General features: G+C 69.9%; 17 protein-coding genes and 1 pseudogene. 11 read left to right on the plus strand and 7 right to left on the minus strand.

Annotated features, from left to right (window positions below):
- The first annotated feature begins 14 nt into the window (after positions 1 to 14).
- Entirely contained in the window at positions 15 to 509 is a 495-nt protein-coding gene (locus tag ACWDSJ_RS02685) for a type II toxin-antitoxin system RatA family toxin (protein ID WP_450028923.1), read from the plus strand.
- A 5-nt stretch (positions 510 to 514) separates the two neighbouring features.
- Positions 515 to 1,006 (plus strand): hypothetical protein, encoded by a 492-nt coding sequence (locus ACWDSJ_RS02690; protein WP_450029021.1) that lies wholly within the window; start codon positions 515 to 517, stop codon positions 1,004 to 1,006.
- On the opposite strand, the gene ACWDSJ_RS02695 is transcribed toward ACWDSJ_RS02690, so the two are convergent.
- Complete coding sequence (locus ACWDSJ_RS02695; protein ID WP_450028924.1) at positions 995 to 1,630, minus strand: TetR/AcrR family transcriptional regulator; 636 nt, start codon at positions 1,628 to 1,630, stop codon at positions 995 to 997. The genes ACWDSJ_RS02690 and ACWDSJ_RS02695 overlap by 12 nt on opposite strands.
- 76 nt (positions 1,631 to 1,706) lie before the next feature.
- On the opposite strand from ACWDSJ_RS02695, the gene ACWDSJ_RS02700 reads away from it, so the two are divergent.
- The 3 genes from ACWDSJ_RS02700 to ACWDSJ_RS02710 are packed head-to-tail and all read left to right on the plus strand — an operon-like array spanning position 1,707 to position 5,436.
- Positions 1,707 to 3,947, plus strand: coding sequence for an MMPL family transporter (locus tag ACWDSJ_RS02700; protein WP_450028925.1), 2,241 nt, complete (start codon positions 1,707 to 1,709; stop codon positions 3,945 to 3,947).
- Between the two features lie 20 nt (positions 3,948 to 3,967).
- A complete protein-coding gene (locus ACWDSJ_RS02705; RefSeq protein WP_450028926.1) occupies positions 3,968 to 4,441 on the plus strand; it encodes a universal stress protein in 474 nt (157 codons plus the stop codon).
- Between the two features lie 20 nt (positions 4,442 to 4,461).
- Positions 4,462 to 5,436 (plus strand): alpha/beta hydrolase, encoded by a 975-nt coding sequence (locus tag ACWDSJ_RS02710; protein WP_450028927.1) that lies wholly within the window; start codon positions 4,462 to 4,464, stop codon positions 5,434 to 5,436.
- Here the strand turns inward: ACWDSJ_RS02710 and ACWDSJ_RS02715 are convergent.
- Entirely contained in the window at positions 5,345 to 6,259 is a 915-nt protein-coding gene (locus ACWDSJ_RS02715; RefSeq protein ID WP_450028928.1) for a hypothetical protein, read from the minus strand. The two genes, ACWDSJ_RS02710 and ACWDSJ_RS02715, sit on opposite strands and share 92 nt — an antisense overlap.
- On the minus strand, positions 6,256 to 6,651 hold the full coding sequence (locus ACWDSJ_RS02720) for a hypothetical protein (protein WP_450028929.1): 396 nt from the start codon (positions 6,649 to 6,651) through the stop codon (positions 6,256 to 6,258). The genes ACWDSJ_RS02715 and ACWDSJ_RS02720 overlap by 4 nt, the downstream gene beginning before the upstream one ends.
- Positions 6,652 to 6,864: 213 nt before the next feature.
- Between ACWDSJ_RS02720 and ACWDSJ_RS02725 the strand changes: the two genes are divergently transcribed.
- Complete coding sequence (locus ACWDSJ_RS02725) at positions 6,865 to 7,350, plus strand: carboxymuconolactone decarboxylase family protein (protein ID WP_450028930.1); 486 nt, start codon at positions 6,865 to 6,867, stop codon at positions 7,348 to 7,350.
- A 66-nt stretch (positions 7,351 to 7,416) separates the two neighbouring features.
- Here the strand turns inward: ACWDSJ_RS02725 and ACWDSJ_RS02730 are convergent, their stop codons facing one another.
- The gene (locus tag ACWDSJ_RS02730; RefSeq protein ID WP_450028931.1) at positions 7,417 to 8,166 is read right to left on the minus strand and encodes a dienelactone hydrolase family protein; all 750 of its coding nucleotides are present in this window, start codon (positions 8,164 to 8,166) and stop codon (positions 7,417 to 7,419) included.
- Positions 8,167 to 8,389: 223 nt separating this feature from the next.
- On the opposite strand from ACWDSJ_RS02730, the gene ACWDSJ_RS02735 reads away from it, so the two are divergent.
- From ACWDSJ_RS02735 to ACWDSJ_RS02745, 3 genes and pseudogenes are all read left to right on the plus strand, one after another.
- The gene (locus tag ACWDSJ_RS02735) at positions 8,390 to 8,944 is read left to right on the plus strand and encodes a dihydrofolate reductase family protein (protein ID WP_450028932.1); all 555 of its coding nucleotides are present in this window, start codon (positions 8,390 to 8,392) and stop codon (positions 8,942 to 8,944) included.
- 233 nt (positions 8,945 to 9,177) lie between these two features.
- Complete coding sequence (locus ACWDSJ_RS02740; protein ID WP_450028933.1) at positions 9,178 to 10,047, plus strand: class II glutamine amidotransferase; 870 nt, start codon at positions 9,178 to 9,180, stop codon at positions 10,045 to 10,047.
- 165 nt (positions 10,048 to 10,212) lie between these two features.
- Positions 10,213 to 11,108: pseudogene (locus ACWDSJ_RS02745) on the plus strand (manganese catalase family protein).
- Positions 11,109 to 11,227: 119 nt separating this feature from the next.
- On the opposite strand, the gene ACWDSJ_RS02750 reads toward ACWDSJ_RS02745, so the two are convergent.
- The 3 genes from ACWDSJ_RS02750 to ACWDSJ_RS02760 all read right to left on the minus strand — a co-directional run bounded on the left by ACWDSJ_RS02750 (position 11,228) and on the right by ACWDSJ_RS02760 (position 14,169).
- Positions 11,228 to 12,400 (minus strand): FAD-dependent oxidoreductase, encoded by a 1,173-nt coding sequence (locus ACWDSJ_RS02750; protein WP_450028934.1) that lies wholly within the window; start codon positions 12,398 to 12,400, stop codon positions 11,228 to 11,230.
- A 126-nt stretch (positions 12,401 to 12,526) separates the two neighbouring features.
- Positions 12,527 to 13,354: an alpha/beta fold hydrolase gene (locus tag ACWDSJ_RS02755; RefSeq protein ID WP_450028935.1), complete on the minus strand. Its 828-nt coding sequence runs from the start codon at positions 13,352 to 13,354 to the stop codon at positions 12,527 to 12,529.
- Between the two features lie 23 nt (positions 13,355 to 13,377).
- A complete protein-coding gene (locus tag ACWDSJ_RS02760) occupies positions 13,378 to 14,169 on the minus strand; it encodes an alpha/beta fold hydrolase (RefSeq protein WP_450028936.1) in 792 nt (263 codons plus the stop codon).
- Between the two features lie 114 nt (positions 14,170 to 14,283).
- Between ACWDSJ_RS02760 and ACWDSJ_RS02765 the strand changes: the two genes are divergently transcribed.
- The gene (locus ACWDSJ_RS02765) at positions 14,284 to 15,168 is read left to right on the plus strand and encodes a LysR family transcriptional regulator (RefSeq protein WP_450028937.1); all 885 of its coding nucleotides are present in this window, start codon (positions 14,284 to 14,286) and stop codon (positions 15,166 to 15,168) included.
- A gap of 200 nt (positions 15,169 to 15,368) precedes the next feature.
- Complete coding sequence (locus tag ACWDSJ_RS02770; protein WP_450028938.1) at positions 15,369 to 15,593, plus strand: hypothetical protein; 225 nt, start codon at positions 15,369 to 15,371, stop codon at positions 15,591 to 15,593.
- The last annotated feature ends 6 nt before the right edge of the window (positions 15,594 to 15,599 follow it).

Below are 15,599 nucleotides of genomic sequence, written 5' to 3' on the forward strand. Positions count from 1 at the left end.
CGAGGGTGAGAACCGTGCGAACAGTGGAACTGCGCATGCGCTCGGAACGGATCGACGCCGACGAGGCGTACCGGCGCATCATCCGGATGGACCGCTATCCCGACCTGTCCGAGGACGTCCGCTCGGTCGTCGTCCACCCGGGCGCCGACGGCGAACCGAGCACCAGCGACTGGGAGGTCTACTTCCGCAACGGCCCGCTGTGCTGGACGGAAGTGGACTACTTCCAACCGGATCGGCGCCGGATCAGCTTCGAGCAGACCGAGGGCGACTTCGACAGCTTCCGCGGCTCGTGGCGCATCGAACCCGCCGGAGCGGGCTGCGAGCTGTACTTCGAGACCACCTTCGACTTCGGCATCGCCAGCCTCGCGGGCATCATGGAACCGCTGGCGGAGAAGGTCCTCAAGGAGGGCCTCGCCATCGCCGTGCACCGATTGCTCGGCGACGCAACGGTTCTCGACGATCCGACGGTCCTCGCGGCGGTGACCGAACGCGTCGCGGTGGGGGAGTGAGGGTCGTGGACGCCTGCAACCACTTCGAGAGCCAGGTCACCTTCCGGCTCATGCGGCTGGAACAGCTCGCGGCGCTGTTCGTCTCGATGGGCCTGTTCTTCTGGCACATCACCGAGGTGCGCTGGCTGCCCGCGGTCGTGCTGTTCGCCTACATCGACCTCATCGGGTACCTGCCCGGCCTGCTCGCGCAGCGCCGCTCACTGGCCGCCGGGAACGGCGGGCGGATCGCGCCGGTCTACTACGTGCTCTACAACGTGATGCACAGCTTCCTCACCCAGGGCGCCGTGGTCGGGCTGTGGGTGCTCATCGCCGGATGGGAGTGGGCGCTGCTGGTGGTGCCGATCCACTTGTGCGGGGACCGTTCGGTTTTCGGCAATTCGCTCAAACCGCTCACGGTGCCGTTCGACACCAAACGGCCGCTCCCGGCGTTCGTCGAATTCGAGCGCCGGCTCGTCGCCCGGCCCGCGCTCGCGCCCGAACCGGCCTCATCGCGGTGACTCCGCCGCCGCGGCGGGCACGAACAATCCGTCGACCATGCGATCGACGACCTGCCACGCCTGCGCGGTCGCGGTCGCCGGGTCGTCGTGCTGGGAGATCGCGCCCGCCGCGGACAGCAACAGCGAGTACACGATGCGCGCGGTCATCGGGATGGACAACTCGGTGCGCAGATGACCGTGCTCGGCGATCAGCTCGAGCTGCCCGCGGATGAGGGGGAGTACTTGCCGTTCATCGATCTCGCGGAGCCCGTCCAGTCCGAGCACCGCCGGGCCCTGCTGCATGAGCGACCGCTTCACCGGGTCGTTGCCGAACAGGGTGAGCATCTCGTGCGCCCCGGCCTTGGCGAAGGCGCGACCGTCGAACGCGTCGGCGGTCTGGGTTCCGGTCGCGCGCACCACCTGTTCGATGCCCGCGCGCAACTCGTCGCGCAGGATCTGCTCGAACATCGTCCGCTTGTCCGGAAAGTGGTGGTAGACAGCGCCTTTGCTGACGCGCGCGCCCGCGGCGATGTCGTCGATCGAGGCATCGGCGTAGCCGGGATCGACGAACAGGCGCTTCGCCGAGTCCAGGATCGCGGCCTTGGTGAGTGCGGCGTATTCCTCACGACGTGTCTTGACCACCATAGCGACCGCAATTATAGTTACCGACTGACGGTATGTTTATGTACCCTCGGTCGGAACGCGAAAAGGTGGCGTCGCCGTGGTCACGAATGTGGGGATCTTCGCGAGGCTCGGTGGGTTCGCCCTGCGCGCGCCGCGCCGAATTCTGGCCGCGGCATTGCTGTTACTGGTGGTCGCGGGCGCGTTCGGCGCGCCGGTGGCCACGCACCTGCCGGCGGGCGGGTACGACGATCCGGGCTCGGAGTGGGCCGCCACCGAGCGCGCGCTCGCGCAGACCTTCGGCGTCGGCGGCATCTCGGTCGTCTTCACCGTCGCCACCCCCGAGGGGGTGGACAGCCCGGCCGCGCGCGCGGGCGGCGAGCGGGTCGTCGACGCCCTGCGCCGGTCCGGCCACGCCAACGAGATCGTCTCGTACTGGACCACTCCCGCGCCCTTCGCGACCCCGCTGGCCTCCGCCGATCACCGCACCGGCGTGGTGAGCGCGCTCATCGCGGGCACCGACAGCGAGGCGCCGGTGCGGGCCAAGGAGATCGCCGACCGCGTCGTCGGCGCCTCGGGCGGGTTGACAATCGCCGCGGGCGGGCAGGCGATCGCGATGAACGAGATCAACCTCCAGTCCCGCGACGATCTGGTCCGCATCGAGATGATCGCGATCCCGTTCACGTTCCTGGTGCTGGTGTGGATCTTCGGCAGCGCGGTGGCCGCCCTGCTGCCGCTGGTGATCTCGGGCTTCTCGATCGCGGTGTCCACCGCGCTGCTGCGGCTGTTGCAGTGGACCACCGACGTGTCCATCTTCGCGCTCAACCTGACCGTGGCCCTGGGCCTGGCCCTGGCCGTCGACTACTCGCTGTTCATCGTCAGCCGCTACCGCGAGGAGCTGGCCGCGGGCAATCCGCCCGATCGGGCGCTGATCCGCACCATGCGCACCGCCGGGCGCACGGTCACCTATTCGGCCCTCACGCTGATCCTCACCGTCTCGGTGATGCTGGTGTTCCCGATGTACTTCATGAAGTCGATCGCCTACGCCGGGCTGATCGGCGTGACGCTCAGCCTGGTCGGCGCGCTCGTGGTGGCGCCCGCGCTGCTCGTGGTGCTCGGAGATCGCCTGGCGGCGTGGGACATTCGCGGTCCGGTCCGCCGGTTGTTCGGCCGCCCCGCGCATCCGCCCCGGCTCCGCCCGGAGCAGACCCGCTGGTATCGCATCGCCGGATTCGCGGTGGACCACGCCGTGGCGGTCGTGCTCGCGGTGGCCGTCGTCTTCGCGGTGCTCAGCCTGCCGTTCCTCGGTATCCGGCTGGGCAATCCGGACGACCGGGTGCTGCCGGAGACCGCCTCGGCGCGCCAGGTGGGGGATGTGCTGCGCGAGCAGTTCGGTCAGGACATCGCCGGGACGGTGCGCATCGTGCTACCCGACGGGGTCGGCGGCGTGGGCGAACTCGGCCGCTACGCCGCCGACCTGTCGCGGGTCCCCGACGTCGGCGGGGTGGCCGCGCCGGACGGAATCTACGTGGGCGGCAACCGATTCGGCACCGCGAACCTCGGCTCCGAACAGCGCGGCGACGCGGCCTATCTCACGGTCACCACGACCCGCGACCCCTACTCCCCGGCGGGCAAGGATCAGCTCGCGGCGCTGAAAGCCGTTCCCGCCCCGGCGAAGACGACGTTCGGCGGGCTGGCCCAGCGCGATCTGGACAATGTCGCGGGCATCACCCGGCACATCCCGCTGGCGCTCATCCTCATCACCCTCGCGACCTTCGTGGTCATGTTCCTGTTCACCGGCAGTCTGGTGCTGCCGGTCAAGGCCCTGATCATGAACGTGCTGGCGCTGTCGGCGGCCTACGGGGTGATCGTGTGGATCTTCCAGGACGGCCATCTCGGCGCGCTGGGGACGCTGAGCACGGGCACGACCTTCGCCGCCATGCCGCCGCTGATCGCGTGCACGGCGTTCGGATTGTCCATGGACTACGAGCTTTTCGTGCTCTCGCGCATGCGGGAGGAATGGCAGCGCACCGGCGGCGACGTCCGCGAGTGGGTGTCGATGGGGCTGGGCCGCACCGGCGCGATCGTCACCGCCGCGGCCACCGTCATGGCCGTGGTGTTCTTCGCCATCATCGCCTCGCGGGTGTCGTTCATGCGCTCGTTCGGTCTGGCGCTCACGCTGACCGTCCTGCTGGACGCCTTCCTCATCCGCATCCTGCTGATTCCCGCGTTCATGCGCCTGCTCGGCCGGGCCAACTGGTGGGCGCCCGCGCCGCTGGCCCGCTGGTACGCGCGGATCGATCTGGGGGAGTCCGACGCGGAACCCGCGTTCCGCCGCTAACCATCTCGACAGGAGCTCCGATGTCCAGCTATCGCTCGATAGTCGTCGGCATCGACGGCGTGACGGGTTCCCCGCACGCCGTCGCCACCGCGGCCAGGCTCGCCTTCGACACCCAGGCCCTGCTCACGCTCGTGGGCGCGTATCCGCGGCTGGCCGGGCACGATCGGGCCGAGATCTCCGACCTGCTGGGACCCGACATCTACAGCGTCCTGCCCGGCGCGAGCCTGGACGAACTGCTGGAGTTCCTCGCCTGCGGCATCCGCGACCGCGGCGTGGACCGGGTCGTCCCGCACAGCGAACGCGGCGCGCCCGCGACCAATCTGCTGCACGTCGCCGATTTCGTGGACGCCGATCTGATCGTGGTGGGCCGCAAGGATTTCGACACCCCGTGGCGGCGCCTCGGCTCCTTCCAGAGCGAGGTCGCCCGCCGCGCCGACCGCGACCTGCTGATCGTCGCCCCGCAACACCGCGCCGAACCGGCCCCGGAAGCGTAAGCGCCGCATATATTTCTCGCATGTCCCGCGGTCGTCGTTCCCGCCTCCGGAGCTGGCCCGCGGCCGCGCTGCTCGTGGCCGGTCTGCTCACCACCACGGCCGCGACCGCGGCCGCGCTTCCCGAATCATCGCCCCGGACCGACGTTCTGACGTTCGACGCCCCGGCGATCGACACCGCCGCCCCCGGCGGCACTCTGCTCCACGGTCGCACCCGGCTCGAGGTCGATGTCCGCCTGCCCGCCGGATACGATCGGCACCCCGACGCGACCTACCCGGTGCTCTACCTCCTGCACGGCGCGCAGAACGAACCGCGGACGTGGACCGACCGCCCCGAACTGCGGGAGTCCCTCGACGCGACCGCGGCGATCGTGGTCATGCCCGACGCCGGGAACGTCGGGATGTACACGAATTGGCGCGCGCCGGGCGGCCCGCGGTGGACCGATTTCCACCTCGGCACCGTCATCCCTCGCATCGAGCACGACTTCCGGGTCCGCCCCGGCCGCGAATGGCATACCGTCGCAGGCGTTTCCATGGGCGGCCAGGGAGCGCTCCGCTACGCCGAACTCGCGAGCGACTACTTCGGCTCCGTCGCGGCGCTCTCCCCGGCCCTGCCCGATATCCGGTCGCCCGAGATGTCGACGCTGTTCCCGCTCGCCATGGGCGCGGCCGCCGGGCGCGTCGTGCGCTACGAGGACGTGTGGGGTCCGGTCACCGGCCCGTACGCCACATCGATGAACCCCCTCGATCAGGTGGCGAGGCTCCGCGATACCCGAATGTTCGTCTCCGCCGGGGGTTTTCCGTGCCCGGACGAACGCGACACCAACGTCTTCGGCGTCGCCGAACCGTTGATCAGGCTACAGGTCCCGCGCCTCGCGGACGCGGCCCGCGCGGCCGGCGCCGACGTCACCGTCCGCTACGACTGCGGCCTGCACAGCTGGGCCGAGTTCGGCCGGGCCCTCCACCAGGCCGTCGCGGACTGGGGGATGTTCGGCTGAGTTCGGGGGTCCATTTCGCGGGAACGAGGACCACTCGGTCCGGCCACACCTCCAGCACACGCAGGCAGCGGTACCGGTAGCGGAAGGTCTGCCCCTCCGCGTCGGGCAGCCGGGTCTCGCTGACCAGTTGCGGTGGCGCGTACAGCCTTTCCTTGGTGTCGAGTTCGACAACGGTCTCCCGTCGCCACAGCCCGGCGGCGGTCCGCTCGGCCCCGTGCAGCCCCGACCAGGTGGCGTAGATATTGGTGAGCCAGAACAGCGCGAGTACGATCGCCGTCGCCGCGACCCCGAGGGTGACCCGGCGGTGCGTCGGCGAAAACACTTCCGCAGCAACGGGCTTCAGCTGAGCGAGGATCCACAGCCCCGCCAGGACCAGCCCGGCACCGACGGCGAGGGCACCGGGCGTGAGACCGGCGAAGGTGATGATCTCCAACGCGGGAGCCGTCACCCCCAACACACCGCGGACGAGCAATACCGCGCCCACCCCCAGACACGCGATGCCGAACCAGCGAATCACCCTGCGCCGCCGCCCCTTTCCGATCGCCCGCCGCAGCAGCGCGCCCACCGAGATCACCACCCACACCAGCACGAGCGACGCGATCGCGGGCGGATACAGCACACCGACGCTGCGGGTCACATAGTCCCCATTGGTCAATCCGAGCGCGTTGGCGTCGAGTCCGAAGTAGCCGTAGTACTTACGCGCCTCCACGAGCCCGAAGTAGTAGGCCAGCCCGGTGATGAGCGTGGTCGGCGCGAGCACGGCCGCGACCACACCGATCCACTTCTCGATCCCCGCGGTGGGTCGCTCGGCGTCGCGGCTCATCGCGTTCCGCTGGGCGGGGGCGGCGGCGTACCGCCGGTGACTCCCGAGTGGGACGTACTCGGGGGGACGGGTTCGGTGGTGGATCCGACCGTCGGCGGCGTCGGGGTGGTCGGTCGTTCCGGGCAGGTGCCCGGATCGGTCGGGCGCGGACCGGTGCTGTGGTTGGGAATCGAGAATGTCGACGGCTCGGGCACGAGGGGTCCGTGCGTGGTCGTCTGCTCTCCGCCGGTCGGCCCGCCGTCGGTCGAGGTCGGCAGGGGACCGTTGCCGGTGGTCCGGACCGAACCGCCGCCGGGCGTCGGGCCGTCGGACCGATCACCGCATCCCGTCAGCGGCCACAGCAGGACGACGGCGACCAGGAGGGCGCACGCGGTGGTTCGTCTCGCAGACATCTGTCGGTCCTCGGCTCGCTGCGTTCGGCGGAGCCCGATCATGCGCCCCGCGGCCACCCGAGCGCTCGGGTAATCGACTACCCGAATTCGTCCCGCCCCGGACGTGACAGCGAAAGCGCGTGTCGCTGGCCACATTTCGACGCTGTCACAGCGGGCGGGCGGTCGGCATCTTGTGTGCGTACGACAGCAACCCATCACAGCGAGGACGAAGTCATGGAACAACGATTCACCCTCACCGACAACGCGCTCGGCGCGAAGTTCGCCAAGCGGTTCGGCAACGCCAGCCTGGTGGTCGCCCAGTCGACGCTGCCCAAGGCCACCCAGGACCTGGTCATGCTGCGGGTGAGCCAGATCAACGGGTGCGCGTGGTGCACCGACGTGCACAGCAAGGATCTCGCCCACGACGGCGAGCCCGCGGAGCGCGTCAACCTGGTCGCGGTGTGGCGCGAGGCCACGGTGTTCACCGAGGCCGAGCGGGCGGCGCTGGCCCTGGCCGAGGAGGGCACCCGCATCGCCGACGCGCACCGCGGCGTCTCCGACGAGACCTGGGCCGCGGTGCGCGCGCACTACGACGACGATCAGACCGCCGCCCTCGTCGCCCTGGTCGCCCAGATCAACGCGGCCAACCGGCTCGGTGTGATCGTCCGCCAGCAGGGCGGGTCCTATCGGCCGGGCAGGTTCGCCGAGATCACCGCCTGAGCGGACGGCCGCCCCGACCGGGGGCCGGGGCGGCTGTGTATTCAGTTGTCCCACAGAGCCTTTCGGCTACACTGCGGCCCGCTCGCCTTTCAGGTGCCGGACGAAGAACCGCTGGGCGTTGTCCGCCGCGAACCACGGCACACCGGTGTGCCCGCCCATATTCGCCTGCAACGTCTTCTCCGTCGAGCCGAAGGCGTCGAACAGGTCCAGGGCGAGTTGGCGGTCGTTGCCCTCGTCGTCCCATTGCAGCAGGACGTGCAGCGGGATGGTGATCCGCCGGGCCTCCGCGAACATCGCACGGGGAACGTAACTTCCGGCGAACAGGAGGGCGGCGGTGATGCGGGGTTCGATGACCGCCAGGCGGATGCCGAGGGCGATCACGCCACCGGAGTACCCGACCGGTCCGGTGATGCCGGGCAGGTCGAGGACGGCGTCGATGGTGGCCTGCCATTCCGGGGCCGCCTTGTCGACCAGCGGGGTGAGGAGCCGTTCGACGATCTCGTCGGCGACCGGCCCCCCGGCGGTGATCGCGGCGCGCAGGTCCGCGCGGGCCCGTTCCGCGTCGGGCGACGCGGGACGGTCACCGCTGCCGGGCAACTCGATGGTGACCGCGGCGAAGCCCTCCGCCACCGTGTGCCGGGCTCGGGCCGCGAGCCGGGGATACATCCTGCGCACCCCGCCCGGATGCCCCATCAGGACGAGCGGGACCGGTTCGGTGATCGTTTCGGGCGTCCACAGGATGCCGGGGATGTCGCCCAGGGTGAACTCGCGTTCGACGACGCCGTCGTCGAGACGCCGTTCGGAAATGAATTGCATGGTCGTGCCTTTCGGGAGTCGCACTCGAAAACGGCGCTCCCGGACGACCTATCGCCCGACCGTGACCCCCAAGGGGAGCACCCATATCACTACTGTGTTCACGGGTACCACCTCCTCGTTCTCCGGCACGGCTTCCGGAAGGTTAGCAGTGGGCGGTCGTGATCCGCCAACCCATTTTCGCCGTGCGCCGATGAGTTTCGATCCCCCGAGAGGTCTACGTGTCATGAGGAAACTGATCTACGACTTCAGCGTGTCCCTGGACGGCTACATCAACGACCGCGACGGCCGCATCGACTGGTCCGATCCCGACGAGGAACTGCACATGTTCCACAACGATCGCTACCGCAACCTCGAGATCTCCCTGCACGGCCGCCGCCTCTACGAACTCATGGCCGAGTACTGGCCGCACGTCCCCGCCGACGCGCATCCCGTCGAGCGCGACTTCGCCGAACTCTGGACGAACAAACCCAAGTACGTCTTCTCCCGCACCCTCACCGAGGTCCACTGGAACAGCACCCTGGTCCGCGAGAACGCGGTCGAGAAGGTCCGCGAACTCAAGGCCGCGGGCGACGGGGTGATGGAGATCGGCGGCGCGAACCTCGCGGCCAGCATCCTGCCGCACGACCTCGTCGACGAGTACCAGGTGTTCGTCCTGCCCGTGATCCTCGGGGGAGGCACCCCGATGTTCCCGTCGCTGCCGAAACGCACCCGCCTCCGGCGCGTCGAGACGAGGGAGTTCAACACGGCGGTGATGTCGCGGTACGTGGTCGACCGATAGCCTTGGCGCGCAACGTGTTCCGTGCCCGTGATGGTCCTGGGCCGCATTGTAAAATACCTTGATGGGCATATGCGCATCCAACGATGTGGACTGCTCATGTCGCAGCGGTGGAGTCGCTCACTTTGAAAACAAGCCAAGGAAGGGGAGGGGCCGCCGAGTCCGGCGGTTTCGCCGACGAGCTCGGTGGTAGCGCGCACGGGAGCGGAGAGGACGCCGGAGCCACGGGAGGTGCCATGTGTCGTTTGTTCGGGATGACGGCGGGTCGGCAGCGGGTGCACGCGACGTTCTGGTTGCTCGACGCCTCCGACAGTCTGGCGCGGCAGAGTCGCCGTGAACCGGACGGCACCGGCCTGGGCGTCTTCGAACCCGACGGGACGCCGGTGGTGCGCAAGCAGCCGATCGCGGCCTACCGGGACAGCGCGTTCGCGCGCGAGGCGAAGGAGTGCGAGTCGGGTACGTTCCTCGCGCACGTGCGGTACGCCTCGACGGGGGCGACCACCACGATCAACACCCATCCCTTCGAGCAGCGGGGACGGATCTTCGCGCACAACGGGGTGGTCGGCGACCTCGGTTCGCTCGAGCGCGAACTGGGCGACTACCGGGACCTGGTCGCGGGGGACACCGACTCCGAACGGGTCTTCGCCCTCATCACCAAGAGGATCGACGAACGCGACGGGGACGTGCGCGCCGGTATCGCGGCGGCCGCGTCCTGGATCGCCGACCACCTGCCGGTCTTCGCGCTCAACCTCCTCCTCACCACACCGGATGAGCTGTGGGCGTTGCGCTATCCGCGAACCCACGACCTGTTCGTGCTCCAACGCGCGGCGGGCGGCGCGCAGGGCACGCGGCATCTGGAACACGCCAGCGCCGCCGGACGCATCCGCGCCCGCTCCGGCGACCTGGCCGCCCACCCCGCGGTCATCGTCGCCAGCGAACGCATGGACGAGGATCCGGGCTGGCGCGAGCTGCCGGTGGGCCGGCTGCTGCACGTCGCACCCGACCTCGCGACCACCCTGCACCCGATCCTCGACCACGCTCCCCGCCACCCGCTCACCCTCGCCGATCTGGGCGAGCACGCCGCCGCGTCCCAGTCGGGGACCTGATCCGTCGCTCGACCACGCTCCCGCTCACTCGGTGGTCAGGCCGCCGCATCTCGATCCGGGACCGGACGTGCCGATCACGAAAACCGTTGCCGCCGTGCCGGTTACGTTCGAGCAAACGGTGGTAGGCGGCCGGTGTCCGAACACCGGAGACCCTCGAGGAGGGACATGTTCACCCACAACAAGGATCTGCAATTCGATGTGCGGGTCAGCGGCCCGGATCCCCGGTTCGCCCGCCTGCTCCAGGAACAGTTCGGCGGCGCCAACGGTGAGCTGAAGGCGGCGATGCAGTACTTCACCCAGGCGTTCCTGCTGCGCGGCAAACATCCGGAGATGTACGACCTGTTCATGGACATCGCCACCGAGGAGTTCAGTCACCTCGAGATCGTGGGCAGCACGATCACCATGCTGCTCGACGGGCTGAACGACGACCTGAAGCAGGCCAACGAGCGCTGCGACTGGATGCCCGTGGTGGCGACCGGCGACGGGCGCGAGGAGGCGATCCATCAGGTCGCGGCCGATCCGCTGTATTTCGCGCTGACCGGCGGCGGCCCGGACGTCTCCAATTCGGCGGGCACCCCGTGGTCGGGCGCGTTCGTCAACGCCAACGGCGAGCCGTCGGTGGATCTGCGCAGCAACCTCGCGGCCGAGTCCCGCGCCAAGATCGTCTACGAGTACCTGAAGCAGTTCACCAAGGACCGGGCGTGCAGGACACGTTGACCTTCCTGATGACCCGCGAGGTCGCCCACTTCCAGCAGTTCACCGCCGCCCTCAACGACCTGCCCACGAACTTCCCGCCCGGACAACTCCCCGGCGACGACCGCTTCCAGACCGTCGCGTTCAACATGTCCAACGGCGCCGAATCCGCCCGCGGCCCCTGGAACGAGGGCCAGGGCCCCTGGCCCGACGGCATCGAATGGCACTACGTCGACCACCCCACCACCGAATGGCTCGGCACCGACCACCGCGAGAACCGCGGCGACCGCGACAACCCCGAGGGCGCCCCGGCCGTGACGACCGGCAGCAAACCCTTCACCCACGAGGCCCACATAGCCGACGGCTGACGTAAAGCCTCCCGGCCACCGGCTCCCCATCAGGACCTCGAGTTGCCCGCGCACCCGCTGGATCAGCAGCGGTGTGCGCGGCGCGAAAGGCCAACGGGCGCTGGGGGATTCCCCCCGGATCACACTCCCGCTGGCAGCGGATCCTGACCCAGGAACCGCTTCCCGTCGGCCGCGCCCGCCCGGACGGCGGCGAAACCGTAGTCGATCATGCGGCGTTCGTAGGCGCGCACGGCGTCGAGGGGGTCGGTGGTCGTGAGGGCCTGGGTGAGGGTGGCGGCGTCGCGGAGGGCGGTGCAGGCGCCGGAGCCGGAGGCGGGGGTCATGGCGTGGATGGCGTCGCCGAGGAGGGTGGTTCGGGTGGTGGGCCAGGGTGGGGTGGGGACGCTGGTGCGGAGGGGGAGGGCGAACAGGGAGTCCGGGGCGCAGGCGGCGACGAGGGCTCGGGCTCGGGGGTGCCAGTCGCGGACGGCGGTGGCGACGATCGCGTGCAGGTCGGGGCCGGGCAGGGTGAGCAGCCGGTCCCGGGTGGGGCCGAACCATTCGGCGCGGGCGCCGAAGGAGCAGGTCATGTAGTCGGTCGCCGGGGGGAGGGGGCGGCCGGTGGGGGTCAGGCGGGCGGCGGCGGACGCGGGGTTCTCGGGGAACTCGACGGGGGCGACGCCGAGGAAGGTCCCGTCCGGGCCGGTGATCATCGTGAAGACGCCGAACATGGTGTCGTCGAACAGGTTTCGGGTCTCGGCGGTGAGCGGGATCCTGCCGTAGATCTGCCACACACCCGTCTCGACGACGCGGGCGTGCGGCAGATACCGCCGCCGCACCACGGAGTTGATGCCGTCCGCGCCCACCAGCACATCCCCGCGCGCGGTCGTGCCGTCGGCGAGGTCGACCGTCACCCCGTCGTCGTCCATCCGGAATCCGGCGACCGCCCTGCCGAACCGGACCCGGTCCTCGATCCCGCTGAGCAGGACGGAGCGCAGCGTCAGCCGATCCACCGCGTAGGCGGGCCCCTCCGACTCCTGCGCGAACAGCACCCGAAACGTGTTGTCCAACAGCGTGAATCGCGCTGCCGGAGTCCCGGCCGTGGCGTCGAACAGCGCGGCCGGACCCGCGGGCAGCACCCGGTGCAGGGCGTCGCGCGCGGCGGCGTCCAGATGCAGCCGGTAGCCCTGCCGCCGCGAATCCAGTGCCGCGTCCCGCTCGTACACCACGGCCTCGATACCGTGGCGCAGCAAGCCTTGGGCGAGCGCCAGCCCGCCCACACCCGCACCGGCGATGATGATGACAGAAGACATGGTCGTCCCTTCGCATACAGCTGTCGTGGAAGGGACGCACAGGTCACGGAATCGTGGTGTTCACACGCTCGGCGTCGCCGGGACTAACCCATACCCGGCACTGTCTTCGCGCGTCCACCGCCCACCCTAACCGCGTTCGACGGCGGCCGCGAGTTCGTTTCGCGCGTCGAGGAATCCGATCACCTTGGCGTGGAACGCCTCCGGCGTCTCGCCGGGAGCGCCGTGCCCCGCGTCGATCTCCGCGTACCGGGCATCCGAGATTCCCGCGAGGAGCCGCCGTTGCTGTTCGGCCGGGATGAGCCGGTCGTGGGCGCTGGCCAGGATCAGCGTCGGGGCGGTGATGCGGGGGAGCAGGGGCGTGAGGTCCACCCCGCGATCGACCTCGATCTGCCGCGCCGCGCCGGGCGCGATCGCCTCGGCCAGTGCCGCGACCAGCGCCGCGTTCTCCTCGGCGGTGACCCGCTCCCAATACCCCGGACCGAACGCCAGCAACGGCAGCATCCCCGCGAACAGCCGCGCCCCACCCGTCGCCAAAAGGTCGAGCCAGTACCGGAATTCGGCGTCCATCCGCGCGTCGGTGCGCACCCAGCCCGCGTGCATCAACAGCGACCGCACCCGTTCGGGTTCGGTGGCGGCCACGTGCGCGGCGATCACCGCGCCGAGTGAGTGCCCGACCAGATCGAACCGATCCACCCCCGCGTCGTCGGCCACGGCCCGAACCTCCGCCGCGAGATCGGCGACCGTGAGCGGGCCGCCGTGATCGACGGTGTCGCCCGACCCCGAATAGTCCAGCGCGAGCACGGTGCGGCGATCGGCGAGCCGTTCGGTGAGCGGCCCCCACTGCTCCCGCCCCGCCGCCGTCCCGTGCACCAGCACCACCGCGGGACCGCTGCCGGTGCGGTCGTAGGCGACGGTGGCCTCGCCGCCGCTGAGTCGAACTGTCGTGGTACGCATCGAAATCTCCTGTCCAGCAATCGTTATCGAACGGTGGGGCGAGCCGCGGTGAACTCCCGCAGCGCGCCGCGCAGGGCGGCGTCGAATTCGGCGGGCCGCTCCTGATGCGGCATGTGACCCGCCCCGGCGATCACCGTCACCCCCGCCCCCGGTGTGCGCGCCGCGCACTCCCGCGCCACCTCCACCGGGATCTCCGCGTCCAACTCGCCGTGCACGTAGTGGATCGGGGTCCGCAACTCCGACAGCCGAGGCCGCGGATCGTAGGCGGCGAATTCCGCGAACTGCCCGTCGATGTACACCCCCGAGTCGAGGATCTGCCCGATCGTCCAGTCCACCAACGCCCTCGGCGTCCCCGGCGCGTACCAGTTCGGCACCCATTTGCCGACGAAATCGGCTCGCCGATACCGCATTTCGGTGATGATCTCCGCCAGCGGCATACCCTGCCCCGGCCAGTACCCGGGTCCGTCCACCGCGACCACCCCGCCCAGCAGATCCGGGTGGGCGAGCGCGAGTTCGGTCGCGAAGGTCGCGCCGATCGAGGACCCCACCACCACCGGCCGATCCAGCCCCAGCAGCCGGACGACCTCCGCCAGATCCGCCACGACCCCGGCCACGGTATTGCCCGCCACCGGACGGTCCGACCGGCCGCACCCCCGCCAATCCAGCGTGACCACCCGGAACCCGGCCACGAACTCCGCCTGCTGCGCGCCCCAGACCCGCCCGCTCGTACCCCACCCGTGCACGAACAGCAGCGCCTGCCCGACGCCCTGGTCCTCGTAGTAGAGCCGCGTGTCCGCGACTGTCAGATAAGGCATTTCGCCACTCCTCGCTCTCGTGCTCCCCGTGCCCTCAGCGAACCCCGATCGGCGATCCCGAAAAACCACCGGATCGAGCTGGCAGTAATCACGGAAAGTGATTAATCTTCCGGCGTGGAGCTCCGGCAGTTGCAGTACTTCCTGACCGTGGCCGAGGAGTTGCACTTCGGCCGCGCGGCACAACGGCTGCACATCGTGCAGTCCGCGGTCAGCCAGCAGATCACCCGCCTCGAACGCGACCTGGGCATGCCCCTGTTCGACCGCACCACCCGCACCGTGCGCCTGACCGAGGCGGGCGCCCGCCTGCTCCCGCACGCCCGGCAGGTGCTGGCCACGGTCGCGCGGGCCCGCGAGTCCGTCGCCGAGTTGCGCACCGAACGCGCCGCGACGATCCGGCTGGGCACCAGCACCGGACTGGGCGCGCGACTGGAGATCATCCTGCGCGAATTCGCCTGCGCCGCACCGGATGCCCACCTCGAACTGGTCACCGCCGACGCCGACGAGCGCATCCGACGCGTCCGCACCGGTGAGCTGGACGCGGCGGTGCTGCGGGGCGCGCGCGACGTGCCGGACCTGGAACTGCTGCCGCTGTGGTCGGACCGGCTGCTCGCCGCGCTGCCCGCCACCCACGACCTGGCCGTCCGGCGCGAGATCGAGCTCGCCCGGTTCGCGGACCTGCCGTTGCGCATCGTCGGCCGCACCCGCAATCCCGCCCTGCACGACCTGATCACCGACTGCTGTCGGCAGGCGGGATTCGAACCGATCCTCGGCCCCGAGTTCACCACCGAACAGGACACGTTGGCCGCCATCGGATTCGGCGCGCCGAGCTGGACGGTGTACTACGCCGCCCAGACCGCGCGCCTGTCGTTCCCCGGGGTGGTCTGGCGTCCGCTGCGCGATCCCGAACCGATCATGCCGAGTTTCCTCGCGGTCCGGCCGGATCCGCCGCGACCGGAATTGCGCGCGTTGATCGCGGCGTGCCACGCCGCCGCCGACTGAAATACCGCGTTTCGAAAATACCGACCGGCTGCGACCGTTTCTGTCGAAATCCGCTCGCGCACAACATCGTAACTCCACCCCGAATACCGACTCGACGGACCTATACTGTTGCTGTCTTTTCATCGGGCGGCCCGTGGGATATCGCTCGGGGCGCGGGAGCCCGAGTCCCACCACGCCAGGAGAAGGTCATGCTCGATCAAATGGAAATCGCCCGCGCGCTCGAGGACATGGATTACTTCCGATCGCTTCGGCCCGACGAGCGGGACGCGGTCGTCGCCGCCGGCGGGGTCGGCGCCGCCGAACTCAGCGACGACAGCCTCGAATCCGTGAGCAGCGGACTCGAGGGCGGCGCCCAGATGCTCTACACCGGCACCGATTCCCAGGAGGAAGGGGAATCGCAGGCAATGGTGATTTGTACTTGCTGAGCGATT

Source organism: Nocardia sp. NPDC003482, from assembly GCF_053588115.1.

Coding starts and splice junctions, on each gene's coding strand:
- ACWDSJ_RS02695 (WP_450028924.1), bottom strand. CDS start 1,630: ATGGTGGTCAAGACACGTCGTGAGGAATACGCCGCACTCACCAAGGCC.
- ACWDSJ_RS02705 (WP_450028926.1), top strand. CDS start 3,968: ATGTCCAGCTATCGCTCGATAGTCGTCGGCATCGACGGCGTGACGGGT.
- ACWDSJ_RS02710 (WP_450028927.1), top strand. CDS start 4,462: ATGTCCCGCGGTCGTCGTTCCCGCCTCCGGAGCTGGCCCGCGGCCGCG.
- ACWDSJ_RS02715 (WP_450028928.1), bottom strand. CDS start 6,259: ATGAGCCGCGACGCCGAGCGACCCACCGCGGGGATCGAGAAGTGGATC.
- ACWDSJ_RS02720 (WP_450028929.1), bottom strand. CDS start 6,651: ATGTCTGCGAGACGAACCACCGCGTGCGCCCTCCTGGTCGCCGTCGTC.
- ACWDSJ_RS02725 (WP_450028930.1), top strand. CDS start 6,865: ATGGAACAACGATTCACCCTCACCGACAACGCGCTCGGCGCGAAGTTC.
- ACWDSJ_RS02730 (WP_450028931.1), bottom strand. CDS start 8,166: ATGCAATTCATTTCCGAACGGCGTCTCGACGACGGCGTCGTCGAACGC.
- ACWDSJ_RS02735 (WP_450028932.1), top strand. CDS start 8,390: ATGAGGAAACTGATCTACGACTTCAGCGTGTCCCTGGACGGCTACATC.
- ACWDSJ_RS02740 (WP_450028933.1), top strand. CDS start 9,178: ATGTGTCGTTTGTTCGGGATGACGGCGGGTCGGCAGCGGGTGCACGCG.
- ACWDSJ_RS02750 (WP_450028934.1), bottom strand. CDS start 12,400: ATGTCTTCTGTCATCATCATCGCCGGTGCGGGTGTGGGCGGGCTGGCG.
- ACWDSJ_RS02755 (WP_450028935.1), bottom strand. CDS start 13,354: ATGCGTACCACGACAGTTCGACTCAGCGGCGGCGAGGCCACCGTCGCC.
- ACWDSJ_RS02760 (WP_450028936.1), bottom strand. CDS start 14,169: ATGCCTTATCTGACAGTCGCGGACACGCGGCTCTACTACGAGGACCAG.
- ACWDSJ_RS02770 (WP_450028938.1), top strand. CDS start 15,369: ATGGAAATCGCCCGCGCGCTCGAGGACATGGATTACTTCCGATCGCTT.